Raw genomic sequence first — 14,119 nt, 5'->3', positions numbered from 1 at the left:
GCGGCGGAAATAGTATCCCGTGCACATACCCAGCAGTCGGTCACCCACCCCGGGGAGCATTGACAGCCGGTGCCTCACGCCCGCTGCCCGAACAGCTCCCGCAGTACGTCCTCCATGGTCACGAGGCCGGCCAGCCGGCCGTCCGCCCCGAGGACCGCCGCGAGGTGCGTACGGCTGCCCCGCATCGCCGTGAGGACGTCGTCCAGCGGCGTGTGCTCCCGCACGCGCGCGATGGGCCGCATGTCCCGCAGCCGGAACGGCACATCGCGCCCGGCGGCCTCCAGCGCGTCCTTCACGTGCAGATAGCCGACGATCCGCCGCCCCTCGTCCACCACCGGGAAGCGGGAGAACCCGGACTCCGCCGACAGCCGCTCCAGCTCGTCCGGAGTGACGCCCACGCGCGCGTACACCACGCGCTCCAGCGGCAGCACCACGTCGCGCACCGGACGGCGGCCCAGTTCCAGCGCGTCGTGCAGCCGCTCCTGGGCGCGGTCGTCGATGAGGCCGGCCTCGCTGGAGTCCTTCACGATCTGCGCGATCTCGGCGTCCGAGTAGGACGCGGCGACCTCCTCCCGCGCCTCCACGCGCAGCAGCTTCAGCAGGGCGTTGGCGAAGGCGTTCACCGTGAAGATCACCGGACGCAGCGCCCGGGACAGTGTCACCAGGGGCGGGCCGAGCGTCAGCGCGCTGCGCACCGGCTCGGCGAGCGCGATGTTCTTCGGCACCATCTCACCGAGCAGCATGTGCAGATACGTGGCCAGGGCCAGCGCGATCACGAAGGACACCGCGTGCCCCGCGCCCTCGGGCACGCCCATCGCGTGGAACACCGGCTCCAGCAGGTGCGCGATCGCCGGCTCGGCCACCACGCCCAGGACCAGCGTGCACAGCGTGATGCCGAGCTGCGCCGCCGCCATCAGCGCGGACACGTGCTCCAGGCCCCACAGCACGCTCTTGGCGCGCCGGTCGCCCCGGTCGGCGTAGGGCTCGATCTGGCTGCGGCGCACCGAGATCAGCGCGAACTCGGCGCCGACGAAGAAGGCGTTGACGACGAGCGTCGCCAGACCGATCAGCAGCTGGACGGCGGTCACAGCTGAACTCCCTTCTCGTCGGGCTTCTCGTCGCCGAGGGGCGCTTGCAGCCGCACGCGCGCGGCCCGGCGGCCCGTGGCGTCCAGGACCTCCATCCGCCAGCCGGCGACCTCAAGGGTGTCGCCGACGGCCGGTATCCGGCCGAGCACCGTCGCCACCAGCCCGGCGAGCGTCTCGTACGGCCCCTCCGGTGCGCGCAGCCCGACGGCTTCGAGCTGGTCCACGCGCGCGGAGCCGTCGGCCGAGTACAGGGCGTGGCCGACCTCGTCCGTGCCGGCCGGCGCGAGGTCGGGCAGCTCGTGCGGGTCGTGCTCGTCGCGCACCTCGCCGACGACCTCCTCGACGATGTCCTCCAGCGTGGCCACGCCCGCCGTGCCGCCGTACTCGTCGATCACCACGGCCATCGTGCGCTTGCCGGAGAGCCGGTCCAGGAGCCGGTCCACGGTGAGCGTCTCCGGGACCAGCAGCGGCTCGCGCATCAGCTCGGAGACGAAGATCCGGGTCCGGCGCTCCACAGGTACCGCCAGTACGTCCTTGACGTGCGCCGTTCCGACGACCGAGTCGAGGGTGCCGCGGTAGACGGGGAACCGGGACAGGCCGGTCGCCCGGGTCGCGTTCGCCACGTCCTCCAGGGTCGCCTGCACCTCCAGGGCGACGACCTGCACCCGGGGCGTCATCACGTTCTCCGCGGTCAGGTCGGCGAGGTTCAGCGTCCGGACGAACAGCTCGGCGGTGTCGGCCTCCAGGACGCCTTCCCTGGCGGAGTGCCGGGCGAGCGCCGCCAGCTCCTGCGGCCCGCGCGCCGACGCCAGCTCCTCGGCGGGTTCCACACCGATCCGGCGCACGACACGATTCGCCGTGTTGTTGAGGTGCCTGATGAAGGGCCGGAACGCGGCGCTGAACCAGCGCTGGGCGTTGCCCACGGTCTTGGCGACCGCCAGCGGCGACGAGATCGCCCAGTTCTTCGGCACCAGCTCGCCGACGACCATCAGGAACACCGTCGACAGAGCCGTGCCCAGCACCAGCGCCAGGCTGTGCGACGCCGACCGTGAGACACCGATGTCCTCCAGCGGCCCCGCGATCAGCGCGGCGATCGACGGCTCGGCGAGCATGCCGACGACCAGGTTCGTGACCGTGATGCCGAGCTGTGCCCCGGAGAGCTGGAACGTCAGGTTCCGTACGGCCTTCAGTGCGCCCTGCGCGCCCCGCTCGCCGCGTGCCACCGCCTGCTCCAGCTCGGCGCGCTCGACCGTGGTGAGGGAGAACTCGGCCGCCACGAAGGCGCCGCAGGCGATCGAGAGCAGGATCGCCGCCAGAAGGAGGAGCACTTCGGTCATCGGTTCACCCCCGTTCCATGGTTCTCCAGGACGGGGCGGAACGCGCGGTGTCGCGCACTGGGAGGCTCGCCCATGGGCGGACGCTCACAACCTTTCATGCAGGACCGAGTGGCCATCCAAGGGTAAAGGATGGGCAAAACCGTCCACCGCGTCGACGAACTCCGAACGGCACGCCTAGTCGGTGAGGGGCTTCACCCAGCGCCGCCACTTCTCCTCGGGCGCGTACCCGGCGGCCCCCCACGCCTGGTGCGCGGTCTCGTTGCGCGTGAGCACCATCGCGTCCGCGCGGCGTCCGCCGAGCCGTACGAACCGCTCCTCGGCCGCGGCGAGCAGCGCGGAGGCGATGCCCCGGCGGCGGTGGTCCGGGTGCACGGCCAGCCGGTAGAGGTGGCAGCGCCAGCCGTCGAACCCCGCGATCACCGTCCCGGCCAGCTCGCCGTCCCGCTCCGCCAGGATCAAGGCCTCGGCGTCGCGCGCGACCAGCCGCTCCACCCCCGTGCGGTCGTCACTGATGCTCGTGCCCTCGGCGGCCACCTTCCAGAAGGCCAGCATGGTGTCGAGGTCCTCGGGCGTCGCGGCCCGGATGCGCAGTTCGGTCATGGCGTGATCGCATCACGCACGGCCGCCCCCTGGGCGCACCATTTCAGATTCCGGACGTCAGGCCCCGCGCACCCGCTCCATGACCGGGGCGAACGCCTCCATGTAGGGCTCCAGGACGGTCAGATACGTGAAGCCGTAGCGCTCGCGCCGCGCCAGGACCTGCTCCGTGAGCTCCTCCAGAGTGCCGACCAGGGAGACGGGGAGGTCCAGGACCTGCTCCACCGTCAGGTCCGGGAAGTGTTCGAGGAACGGCTGGACAGCGGCCTCGCGGTCCTCGGTGCCGATCACCATCTGGAGCAGCAGGTTCAGCTCGGGCGGCTCCTCGCGGTGGTCCTCCGCGAACTTCAGGTACCGCGCCACGCGTTCGTCGAGCTCGTCCGCGGTGATCGGCGACAGCTGCCCGGTGGTGCTGCCCGGCGCCGTGCGCGCCCCGGTGAACGCCGCGATGTCGGCGTGCTCGGCGCTCAGCCGCAGCATCCGGTCGCCGTTTCCGCCGATCAGCAGCGGCACCCGGGGCCGCTGCGCCGCCTGCGGCTGGTGCTCGTCCGAGCCCAGCAGCCGCTTCAGCTCCTCAACCGTGCGCCGCAGATGGTCGACCCGCTCACCGGGCGAGCCGAACGGAAGCCCGGCCGTCTCGTGCTCCGCCCGTGCGTAGCCGGTGCCGAGGCCGAGCTCCAGCCGGCCGCCCGTCAGCGCGTCCGTCGTGGCCACCTCGCGGGCCAGCAGCGCCGGGTTCCAGAAGCCCGCGTTGAGCGTGAACGTGCCGAGCCTCGGCCGCTCGGTGGCCTCGGCCGCCGCCACCAGCGCCGGGAAGGGCGCCGGCATGCCCAGATGGTCGGGGACGAGGATCACGTCGTACCCGAGCTCCTCGGCCCGGCGGCACTTGGCGCGCCATTCCTCGGCGGACGCGGGTTCGAGCAGGTTGACCCCGAAACGGAACGGACGTGACATGAACTCTCCTGACACGGGAGCGACTTGAGCAGCTGCTTGAGTACCCGCCGCGATTCCATCACTCGTGCGCGATGGCCGCCAGTACGTTCATGCGGGACGCACGCAACGCCGGGAGCAGCGCCGCCACGACTCCCACCACCGCCGAACCGATCACCACCGCGACGATCGTGAACCACGGGATCGCGAAGGCCGTCATGCCCTGGAGGGCCAGCACCTCATGGGTGCACACGCCCCACACCAGCCCCAGTGCGAGCCCCAGGACGGCCCCGAACACGGCGATCACCACCGACTCCAGCCGGATCATGCGCCGCAGCTGCCGCCGCGCCAGCCCGATCGCCCTCAGCAGCCCGATCTCCCTGGTGCGCTCGACGACCGACAGCGCGAGGGTGTTGACCACGCCGAGCACCGCGATGATGATCGCCAGCCCCAGCAGCGCGTACACGAGGTACAGCAGGACGGCGATCTGGTCGTGGACCAGCTGCTTGTAGTCGGCCAGGTCCCGCACCTGTACCTGCGGGTACGGATCCAGGGTCCGCTCCAGGTTCGCGCGCAGATCGTCGTCGCTGGTGCCGGGGGCGGCGTTGACGTACAGCGCGGAGTCCTGCCCGCCCGGCGCGTACCGCTCCAGGGTGGCGAGGCCGAAGTAGAGCCCGCCCTGCGTGCCGAACCCCTCGGCGGCGTCCTGGTCGGTGAGGGCGCCCACCGTCAGCTCGGCCCGACGCCCGCCCGGGAACTCCACCGGGACCGTGCCGCCCACCCGTACGTCGTGGTCGCGCGCGAAGTCCCGGTCCATGGCGAGGCGCCCGTCGGCGAGCGCGGCCGCCGAGTCCCCTTGTACGTAGGTGATGTTGGCGACCTCGTCGAGCCGTGGATCGTAGCCCGCGGCGGTCGTCTCCACGCGGTCGCCGTCCGGGAGCCGCACCGCGACCGGCGTGAACCGCCCCCGCACGAGCAGGCCCACGCCCTCGGTGGCGCGCACCTCGTCGGTGACCTCCTTCGGGAACGGCAGGAAGTTGGTGTTCTGGATCACGAAGTCGGCGCCCAGCGTCTTGTCGATCTGCCGGTCGAACGAAGCGGTCATCGACTCGCTCGCCACCGACATCCCGCCGACCAGGGCGAGGCCCACCATGAGGGCGGCCGCCGTGGCCCCGGTACGGCGGGGATTGCGCAGGGCGTTGCGCTGGCTCATCCGGCCGATCGACCCGAACAGGGCGGGGAAGGCCGCGCCGAGCACGCGGATCACCGGGCGCACCAGCAGCGGACCGGCGATCACGGTCGCGATCAGGGTGAGCACGACACCGAGCCCCAGCAGGGACGCCGCCGACGACGTCTGCTCCGACACCGCGCATCCCACGAGCGCCGCCGCACCGGCCGCCCCGACGACCGCGCCCGCCACCGCCCGCACGCGCAGCGGCCGGCCCACCCCGGCGACCTCGGCGTCCGAGAGCGCGGCCATCGGCGAGACCCCCGCGGCCCGCCGCGCCKGCMGGTACGCGGCGACGAAGGTGACGCCGAGACCGACGACGTACGCCGTCACGGGCGTCACCCAGCCGATGACCATCTCGTCGGCGTCGATGTTCATGCCGAGCAAGCTCATCAGCTCGATGAGCCCGGCCGCGAGCCCGATGCCCACGGCGAGCCCCAGCGTGGAGCCGACCAGACCGAGCAGGAGGGCCTCGGTGAGCACCGAGCGGCGGACCTGGCGCCGGTCGGCGCCGAGCGCGCGCAGCAGCCCCAGCTCGCGGGTGCGCTGGGCGATGAGCATGGAGAAGGTGTTGACGATCAGGAACACGCCCACCAGCACGGCGACGCCGGCGAAGCCGACCATGACGTACTTGATGACGTCGAGGAAACCGCCCAGCTGCTCGACGTCCGACTTCGCCTGCTCGTCGGCGGTCCTGAAGTCGTAGGTGTGCGCGCCGAGCGCGGCGGCCACACGCTGCTTGAGCCGCTCGTCGCTGACGCCCTCCGCCGCGTCCACCGAGATGCTGGTGGCCGCCCTCGGGTCGCCCAGCAGCTTCGTCTGCGCGGTGGAGGGGTCGAGGAAGACCAGCGCGGCACCGGGGTTGGTGGTGGTGAACGTGGCGATGCCGACGACCCGGACCTCGAACGACCCGGGCGGTGCGATCACGGTGAGGGTGTCGCCGATGCGCACGTCCTTGCGGTCGGCGGTCTCCGAGTCGAGCAGGGCCTGCCCGTCGCCGCGCGGGGCGTGACCGGAGGTCAGTTCCACGGGGCTGCGCTCGGTCGGGTTCCAGGCTGTGCCGAGGGTGGGAGCCCCGGTGGTCGGGCCGACCGGCTCGTTCTCCTCGTCGACGACGGTGAGGCCGTCCACGTCCACCTCGGCGCGTGCCGCCGCGACCCCGTCGACCTGCCGCACGCGTTCGGCGAGCGCGGCCGGCAGGGTGGCCGTCCGGCCGGAGGGCACCGCCTCGTCGAGGCCCTCCTTCGGACTGACGGTGACATCGGCCGCGGTGGAGGCGAACAGCCGGTCGAACGTACGGCTGACGGTGTCCGAGAAGATCAGGCTGCCCGTGACGAATGCGACGGACAGCAGGACGGCGAGCGCCGAGAGCAGCAGCCGCCCCTTGTGCGCCAGGAAACTCCTCAGGGTCGCCTTGAGCACGGGATCAGTTCTCCTCGGACGACGCCGGGGCGTCGTCGAAACGGGTCCGGATCACGTCGAAACGCTTCATGCGCTCCAGTACGGACTGAGCCGTCGGCCGCCGCATCTCGTCGACGATCCGGCCGTCCCCGAGGAAGAGCACCAGGTCGGAGTGGGCGGCGGCGCCCGGGTCGTGGGTGACCATGACGACGGTCTGCCCGAGCTGGTCCACCGCCTCGCGCAGGAAGCCGAGCACCTCCAGGCCGGCACGCGAGTCGAGGTTGCCGGTCGGCTCGTCCGCGAAGATCAGCTCGGGCCGGGACGCCAGCGCCCGCGCACAGGCCACCCGCTGCTGCTGGCCGCCGGAGAGCTGCGACGGCCGGTGCCTGAGGCGGTCCCGGATGCCGAGGGTGTCGATCACCTGGTCCAGCCACTTCTCGTCGGGTTTCTTGCCCGCGATGTCCATGGGCAGGGTGATGTTCTCCAGCGCGTTCAGGGTCGGGATGAGGTTGAACGACTGGAACATGAACCCGATCCGGTCGCGGCGCAGCCGCGTCAGCTCGCGCTCCCTCAGACCCGTGATCTCCGTGTCGCCGAGCCACACCTGCCCGGCCGAGACGGTGTCGAGCCCCGCCAGGCAGTGCATCAGCGTGGACTTCCCGGAGCCCGACGGTCCCATCACGGCGGTGAACCGGCCGCGGACGATGTCGACGTCCACCGAGTCGAGCGCGAGCACGGTCGTCTCGCCCGAGCCGTACGCCTTGGTCAGACCGCGGGCCCGGGCCGCGATCCCGTCGGCCGACGCGAGGCCGGGGACGTGCTCCGCAGCAGGTGTGGACAAGGCCGCCTCCTCGTGGTGTACGCCGGATTTCGTCACCTTGCCCGAGGGTAATGTGACGCGGCCCACACTCGGTATCCTCCTCGGGTCGGAGACCGCCCTTGCCGGTGCTAGCACCTCCGCGCTAGCTTCGAGGTATGGCGAAGACCCAGCTGAACGTGCGAGTCGACGAAGGCACCGCCCGAGCCGCCCGCGAACGCGCCCTGGCCCGCGGCATGAGCGTCAACCGCTACATCGAGGAGCTGGTCAGACAGGACACCGGCGAGGTGGGCCACACGTTCGTGGAGGCCGCCGCCGACTTCATGAAGCAGTACGAGTCCGTCTTCGCCGAGGAGTTCGATGGGGGTGCCCCCGCTCGAGCGAAGCCGAGAGTGGGGGAGGACCGTGAAGGCACGCGCGAAGGTCGCCACTGACCCTTGAACAACCTCGAGATCGACCTCGCCTGGCTGCTGATGCTCGCCGAGCAGAAGACCCCGGGAGACCCCCAGGTCACCGACTGGGGAGCCCTCGTCGCCGCCGTCGCGCGCCACCAGGCCGCCATATTCGACGTCCCCGTCTACGACAGCCCGCACGCCCGTGCCGCCGCGCTGCTCCAGCTGCTGATCCACGTCCCCGCCCTGGAACGCTCCAACGCCCTGTTCGCCTCCGCCGTCGCCTACGCGTACCTCGTCGCCAGCGGCGCCAAGGTCGTCACCTCGCCCGAGCAGGTCCGCGACCTCGCCCGGCTGGTCAAGAGCGGCGAGGCGTCCGTGCGGGACATCGAGCAGGAGCTGCGCCAGTGGAGCCTGTGACCACGCGGGCTACGAGCTGATCGGGCGCCATGCCCTGCCCAGCACGCAGTACGAGGTGGGCAGCGCCGGCCCCTGCTCCGGCATCAGCAGCTGCCGGTAGGGGCCGAGCTCGAAACCGGCCTCCCGCAGCGCCCGCACCGGCTCCCGCGCCACATGGCAGCCCCCGGCCAGCAGCGGCCACACCGTCCGGTCCAGCGCACGCTGGCTGAAGGTCATCACCCGGCCGCCGCCCCGGCCGTGCTCGAAGAACCGCACCTCACCGCCCGGCCGCAGCACCCGCCGCAGCTCCCCGAGCGCCCGGGGAACGTCCCGCACACTGCACAGCACCAGCGACACCACGGCCGCGTCGAAGCCCTCGCTCTTGACCGGCAGCGCCTCGGCCGCACCCGGCACCACGTCCACCGGCACCTCCGCGCGCAGGGCGGCCTCCACGGCCAGCTGCCGCAGCCGCCGCTCCGGCTCGATGGCCACGACCTCCGAGACGGTGCCCGGGTAGTGCGCGAAGTTCAGCCCGTTGCCCGCGCCGATCTCGATCACCCGCCCCGACAGCCCGCCGAGCAGCCTCTCGCGGACTCTGCCCATGCCCATCCGGGTCTCGGCGGCGACACTGATCCGGGCGTAGTAACGGGCGAACAGCGGATGGTGCACGGCATCCCGTGACACCTTGCCGGAGCGGGCGGACCGGAGCGGCATGGAGACCTCCCTGACGAGGCGGGCCTTATCGCGATTGTCCCCCGGACGAGCCCGGCGCACCCCTGCCGGCTACCGCAGGAGTACGCGGCCCAGCACCGGCCGATGGTCACTGCCCGTCGCGTCCAGTGCCGACACCTCCGTCACCTCGACGCCCCGCCCCAGCACCTGGTCGATCCTCGCCACCGGCAGGGCGGCCGGCCAGCTGAACGCGAACCCCGAGGGCGGGGCCTCCAGTCGGGAGGTGAGCGGGCCGAGCCCCCGGTCCTGCACCGTGCCGTTGAGGTCGCCCACGACCAAGAGCCGGCCGGCCGGGTCGGCGGCGATCCGTGCCCCGAGCAGCGCCGCACTCTCGTCGCGGGCCGCCGAGGCGAACCCCGTCGGGCCGAGCCGGACGGACGGCAGGTGGACCACGTACACCGCGAGCTTCCCGCCGGGCGCGGACACCGTGGCCCGCAGACCGCGCTGCCAGCTCTCCGGGAAACCCTCGGGCCGGATGTCCACCGGCCGCACGTCCGACAGGGGCCGGGCCGACCAGAGCCCGACCGTGCCGTGGACCGCCCGGTGCGGATGGGACGCGCCGAGGACGTCCTCGAACACGGGCCGCCGCGCGGGTGTCAGCTCCTGCACGGCCACCAGATCCGCGCGGGTGGCGCCCAGTGCCCGCGCGGTGCCCGCCGGGTCGGTGTTGTCATCGGCCACGTTGTGCTGGACGACGGCCAGGTCGTACGACCCCGGCGGCGAGGAGAACCACAGCCCGCCGAACATCCAGAGCCAGACCGCCACGGGTACGAGGCAGGCGAGCAGCCCCGCCACCGACCGCTTGAGCACGGCCAGGCAGCCGAGGAGAGGCACGGCCGCACCCAGCCACGGCAGGAACGTCTCCAGGAGGCTCCCGAGACGCCCGACACCGTTGGGCACGGCGGAGTGCAGGGCGAGCAGACCGGCGACACCGAAGCCGCCCGCGACGAGCCAGGCGTCCCACGACCGTCCGCCTCTCACCCGCACCTCCCTACCCGAGTTCCGCCGCCAGCAACGCGGCCGTCCTGGCCACCAGCGCGTTGTCGGCCGGGGCGTCCCGCTCGGGCTGGGTCGTCAGAACGGACAGCACGATCGGCGTGCCGTCGGGCGGCCAGGTGATGCCCACGTCGTGGGCGCCGCCGTACTCCGGCTGGCCGGTCTTGTCGGCGAGCAGCCATTCCGCGGGAAGTCCCTTGCGGAACTTCTCGGTGCTGGTGGTGTTGCGCAGCAGCCAGTCCGTGAGCCGTGCCCGGTCCCGGGGCTCCAGCGCGTCGCCGAGCACGAGACGGGCGTAGGACAGGCCGATCGCGCGGGGAGACGTCGTGTCGGTCACCCGCCACGGTTCCGCGCTGTTGAGCTCCGGCTCCCACCGGTCGAGTCGGGTGACACCGTCACCGATCGAGCGGGCGAAGCGCGTGATGGCGGTCGGTCCGCCCAGCTCCTTCAGCAGCAGGTTGCCCGCTGCGTTGTCGCTGAACCGGATGGTCGCGTCACACAGTTCGCCGACGGTCATGCCGGTCGCGAGGTTCTCCTGGGTGACGGGGGAGTACCCCGACCTCGTCACGTAGTCCTGGGTGTACCGGATGCGCCTGGCCAGGAACTCGCCGTCGCGGTCGAGGTCGCGCAGGACGGCCGCGGCGGCGAGCGTCTTGAACACCGAGGCCATCGGGAAGCGTTCGTCGGCCCGGTACGCCACCGTCCGGCCAGTGCGCAGATTGCGGGCGTACACGCCCAGCCGGGCGGTGTGCTCCCGCTCCAGTTCCCTCAGCCGTGCGGTGACGCCGCCCGTACCGGGTAAGGCGTGGGCCGTGCCGCCGCCCAGCGAGAGAGCGGCGGCGGCGCCCAGCGCGAGGGCCGTGCGACGGGACGGGCGTGGGTGTGTGGTGTGCACGGTGTTCCCTTCGGAGGTGATCACGTACGTAGTTCAACACGCGATCACCTCCGCGACGGTTTCACCGCGGGCCCGCCGAAACTCTCAGGACGCCCTGGGTGCCTCCCGCACGTGGAACGCCTCCGCGTCCCACGTGCCGTCCAGGCGCGGCGCCAGCCAGTGCGGCGCCGCCGCCCGGAACGCGGTGGGGGAGAGGGCCCCCGATCCGGCGGGAACGGAGCCCAGCAGCGGCGCTCCGGCCACGTCCGGCAGGTCCGCGAGATTGCAGCGCGAGGCGAGGTCCGGCGCGGCGGGCCAGCTCCCGATCACGATCCCCGCCAGAGCCAGTCCTCGGGAGCGGAGTTCACGCGCCGTCAGCTCCGTCGTGTTCAGGGTGCCGAGCCCCGCAGACGCCACGACCAGCACCGGCGCCGACAGCAGCCGGGCCGCGTCCGCCAGGGTGCCGCCGGCCGGGTCGAACCGTACGAGCAGTCCGCCCGCGCCCTCGACCAGCACGAGGTCGTGCTCGGTGGCGAGCTTGGCGGCGGCCTCCGCCACCTCGTGCGGGTGCACGGGGGCGCGACCGACCCGGCGGGCGGCCGTGGCGGGCGCCAACGGCTCGGGATAACGGGCGACTTCCGCCGTCGTCACGGCACCCGCCAGCCGCGCGACCTCGGCGGCGTCCCCCGGCTCGTCCGGCCGTACGCCCGTCTGCGCGGCCTTCAGCACGGCCACCGAACGGCCGGCCGCCAGCGCCGTCGCGGCCACCGCTGCGGTCACGACCGTCTTGCCGACTTCCGTGCCCGTGCCCGTGATCACCAGTACCGACATGTCATCCCTCCCGCGCCGCCGCGCACACCGCCCGCGCGATGCGCGCCACGTCCGCGTCGCCCGTCACGTACGGCGGCATGGTGTAGATCAGATCGCGGAACGGCCGCAGCCACACGCCCTCGCGCACGGCCGCCTCCGTGGCCGCCTTCATGTCCACGGCGTGATCCAGCTGCACGACGCCGATGGCGCCGAGCACCCGCACGTCCTCGACGCCCGGAAGATCCGAGGCCGCCGCGAGCCCGTCCCGGAGCCCCGCCTCGATCCGCTTGACCTCCGTGAGCCAGTCCTGGCCGAGCAGCAGCTCGATCGAGGCGCAGGCCACCGCCGCCGCCAGCGGATTGCCCATGAACGTCGGGCCGTGCGCGAGCACCGGCACCTCGCCGCGCGAGATGCCGTCCGCCACCCGCGAGGTGCACAGCGTCGCCGCCATGGTCAGATAGCCGCCGGTCAGCGCCTTGCCCACGCACATCACATCCGGCGTCACGGCCGCGTGCTCCGCCGCGAACAGCGCGCCCGTGCGGCCGAAGCCGGTCGCGATCTCGTCGAACACCAGCAGCACGTCGTGCGCGTCGCACGCCTCGCGCAGCACCCGCAGATAGGCGGGGGAGTGGAACCGCATCCCGCCCGCGCCCTGCACCACCGGCTCCACGATCACCGCGGCCAGCTCGTCGGCGTGCCGCTCGACCGCCGCGCGCAGCTGCTCGGCGTACGACTCCTCGTACGCGACCGGTGGCGGACCGACGAACACCTGACGCGGCAGCACCCCGCTCCACAACTCGTGCATCCCGCCCTCGGGATCGCACACCGACATCGGCTGCCAGGTGTCGCCGTGGTAGCCGCCGCGCCAGGTCAGCAGCCGCTGCTTGCGGGGGCGCCCCAGCGAGCGCCAGTACTGGAGGCACATCTTGACCGCGACCTCGACCGACACGGACCCGGAGTCGGCGAGGAACACATGCTCCAGACCCTCGGGCGACATGTCGACAAGCAGCTTCGCCAGTCGTACGGCGGGCCCGTGGGTGAGCCCGCCGAACATCACGTGGCTCATCCGCTCCAGTTGCCCGCGCGCCGCCTCGTTCAGCACCGGGTGGTTGTAGCCGTGGATCGCCGACCACCAGGACGCCATGCCGTCGACCAGCTCCCCCGAGCCGTCGGCGAGCCGCAGCCGCACGCCGCTCGCCGACTCCACGACGAGCGGTTCCTGCCGGCCGGGCATCGGGCCGTACGGATGCCACACGTGCCGCCGGTCGAGCTCCAGCAGTTCGGGCACCGTCAGCTCAGGCATTGGGCGCGAGGTCCGTTCCGGCGCCCCGGCGGCGGACGGCGACCAGGTCGGGCCTGGGCTCGTCGACTCGCGGAGCAGATGCGGAACCGCAGACTCCGCCGCTCTCGTCCGAGCCGCACCCGCCGCCGTCGTGGCAGCCCCCTGCCGCCCGGTGCTCCGGCAGTGTCACCTGGTCGGTGCCCTCCACCTCGAACCCGGCGTCCGCGATCATCTCCAGGTCGGCCCTGCCCGCCTGGCCCTCGGTGGTGAGGTAGTCGCCGAGGAAGATGGAGTTGGCCAGGTGCAGGGCGAGCGGCTGCATCGTGCGCAGATGGACCTCCCGGCCGCCCGCGATGCGCACCTCGACGTCCGGGCACACGAAGCGCACCATGGCCAGGATCCTCAGGCAGCGCTGCGGGGTGAGGTTCCACTCCTTGGCGAGCGGGGTGCCCTCGACCGGGATCAGGAAGTTGACCGGAACCGAGTCAGGGTCCAGCTCGCGCAGCGAGAAGACGACGTCGACCAGGTCCTCGTCCGACTCGCCCATGCCGGCGATCAGCCCGGAGCAGGCGGACAGCCCTGCCGCGTGGGCCTTCTCGACGGTGTCCACGCGGTCGGCGTACGTGTGCGTGGTGGTGATCTCCCCGTACGTCGCCTCGGAGGTGTTGAGGTTGTGGTTGTAGGCGTCGGCGCCCGCCTCGCGCAGCCGCTCGGCCTGTCCGTCGGAGAGCAGCCCGAGGCAGGCGCACACCTCGACGCCCTCGTTCTTGTCCTTGATCGTCCTGATCGTCTCGGAGACCCGGTCCACGTCCCGGTCGGTCGGACCGCGCCCGCTGGCCACGAGGCACACCCGCTTGGCGCCCCCGGCCACACCGGCCGCCGCCGCGTCGGAGGCCTGGTCCGGTTTGAGCCAGGTGTACTTCAGGATCCCGGCCTGGGAGCCGAGCCGCTGCGAACAGTACGAGCAGTCCTCGGGGCACAGGCCGGACTTCAGGTTGACGAGATAGTTCAGTTTCACCCGCCGGCCGAACCAGTGCCGGCGCACCTTCCCGGCCGCGGCCACCACATCGAGCAGGTCGTCGTCGGACGTCGCGAGGACGGCCAGTGCCTCTTCTCGGGTCGGCCGCTCGCGCCGAAGCCCCTTGTCCACCAGCGTGTTCAGCAGGTCCATGGGAGCCGATCCTGTCCTACGGAGGCGCCCGGGGCCAAGGAGACTTCGTACAACAGAGTCGCTTC

14 protein-coding genes are annotated in these 14,119 nt (G+C 72.4%); 2 read left to right on the top strand and 12 right to left on the bottom strand.

The features are described from left to right. Nucleotides 1-74: 74 nt before the first annotated feature. The 6 genes from CA983_RS04140 to CA983_RS04115 form a co-directional block, all read right to left on the bottom strand. A complete protein-coding gene (locus tag CA983_RS04140; RefSeq protein WP_086599508.1) occupies nucleotides 75-1,088 on the bottom strand; it encodes a hemolysin family protein in 1,014 nt (337 codons plus the stop codon). Further along, a complete protein-coding gene (locus CA983_RS04135; RefSeq protein ID WP_086599507.1) occupies nucleotides 1,085-2,425 on the bottom strand; it encodes a hemolysin family protein in 1,341 nt (446 codons plus the stop codon). Before CA983_RS04135 ends, CA983_RS04140 begins: the two co-directional genes overlap by 4 nt. A gap of 174 nt (nucleotides 2,426-2,599) precedes the next feature. Continuing rightward, nucleotides 2,600-3,025, bottom strand: coding sequence for a GNAT family N-acetyltransferase (locus tag CA983_RS04130; RefSeq protein ID WP_086599506.1), 426 nt, complete (start codon nucleotides 3,023-3,025; stop codon nucleotides 2,600-2,602). 57 nt (nucleotides 3,026-3,082) lie between these two features. After that, nucleotides 3,083-3,976: an LLM class F420-dependent oxidoreductase gene (locus CA983_RS04125; protein ID WP_086599505.1), complete on the bottom strand. Its 894-nt coding sequence runs from the start codon at nucleotides 3,974-3,976 to the stop codon at nucleotides 3,083-3,085. A gap of 58 nt (nucleotides 3,977-4,034) precedes the next feature. After that, nucleotides 4,035-6,602 carry an ABC transporter permease gene (locus CA983_RS04120; protein WP_086599504.1) on the bottom strand — a complete coding sequence of 856 codons (2,568 nt, stop codon included), beginning with the start codon at nucleotides 6,600-6,602 and terminating at the stop codon, nucleotides 4,035-4,037. Nucleotides 6,603-6,606: 4 nt separating this feature from the next. Next, nucleotides 6,607-7,422, bottom strand: coding sequence for an ABC transporter ATP-binding protein (locus CA983_RS04115; protein ID WP_086599503.1), 816 nt, complete (start codon nucleotides 7,420-7,422; stop codon nucleotides 6,607-6,609). A gap of 134 nt (nucleotides 7,423-7,556) precedes the next feature. On the opposite strand from CA983_RS04115, the gene CA983_RS04110 reads away from it, so the two are divergent. Together CA983_RS04110 and CA983_RS04105 are read left to right on the top strand one after the other, a co-directional pair. Further along, nucleotides 7,557-7,832, top strand: a complete 276-nt coding sequence (locus tag CA983_RS04110) for a toxin-antitoxin system HicB family antitoxin (RefSeq protein WP_086599502.1) — start codon at nucleotides 7,557-7,559, stop codon at nucleotides 7,830-7,832. 3 nt (nucleotides 7,833-7,835) lie between these two features. Continuing rightward, nucleotides 7,836-8,210 (top strand): hypothetical protein, encoded by a 375-nt coding sequence (locus CA983_RS04105; protein ID WP_010041116.1) that lies wholly within the window; start codon nucleotides 7,836-7,838, stop codon nucleotides 8,208-8,210. Nucleotides 8,211-8,219: 9 nt separating this feature from the next. Here the strand turns inward: CA983_RS04105 and CA983_RS04100 are convergent, their stop codons facing one another. From CA983_RS04100 to bioB, 6 genes are all read right to left on the bottom strand, one after another. Then, nucleotides 8,220-8,903: a class I SAM-dependent methyltransferase gene (locus CA983_RS04100; protein ID WP_086599501.1), complete on the bottom strand. Its 684-nt coding sequence runs from the start codon at nucleotides 8,901-8,903 to the stop codon at nucleotides 8,220-8,222. 69 nt (nucleotides 8,904-8,972) lie between these two features. Further along, entirely contained in the window at nucleotides 8,973-9,902 is a 930-nt protein-coding gene (locus tag CA983_RS04095) for an endonuclease/exonuclease/phosphatase family protein (RefSeq protein ID WP_086599500.1), read from the bottom strand. A 10-nt stretch (nucleotides 9,903-9,912) separates the two neighbouring features. Next, nucleotides 9,913-10,836: a class A beta-lactamase gene (bla, locus tag CA983_RS04090; protein WP_208636881.1), complete on the bottom strand. Its 924-nt coding sequence runs from the start codon at nucleotides 10,834-10,836 to the stop codon at nucleotides 9,913-9,915. Between the two features lie 60 nt (nucleotides 10,837-10,896). Then, nucleotides 10,897-11,622: a dethiobiotin synthase gene (bioD, locus tag CA983_RS04085; RefSeq protein WP_086599499.1), complete on the bottom strand. Its 726-nt coding sequence runs from the start codon at nucleotides 11,620-11,622 to the stop codon at nucleotides 10,897-10,899. A 1-nt stretch (nucleotide 11,623) separates the two neighbouring features. Next, a complete protein-coding gene (locus CA983_RS04080; protein ID WP_086599498.1) occupies nucleotides 11,624-12,904 on the bottom strand; it encodes an adenosylmethionine--8-amino-7-oxononanoate transaminase in 1,281 nt (426 codons plus the stop codon). Continuing rightward, nucleotides 12,897-14,054, bottom strand: a complete 1,158-nt coding sequence (bioB, locus tag CA983_RS04075) for a biotin synthase BioB (protein ID WP_086599497.1) — start codon at nucleotides 14,052-14,054, stop codon at nucleotides 12,897-12,899. The genes CA983_RS04080 and bioB overlap by 8 nt, the downstream gene beginning before the upstream one ends. Nucleotides 14,055-14,119 lie beyond the last annotated feature (65 nt).

The sequence above is a fragment of the Streptomyces swartbergensis genome, assembly GCF_002148965.1.
In the GTDB taxonomy this organism is placed as follows: Bacteria; Actinomycetota; Actinomycetes; order Streptomycetales; family Streptomycetaceae; genus Streptomyces; species Streptomyces swartbergensis.
This window is presented reverse-complemented; position numbering and strand designations above follow the sequence as displayed.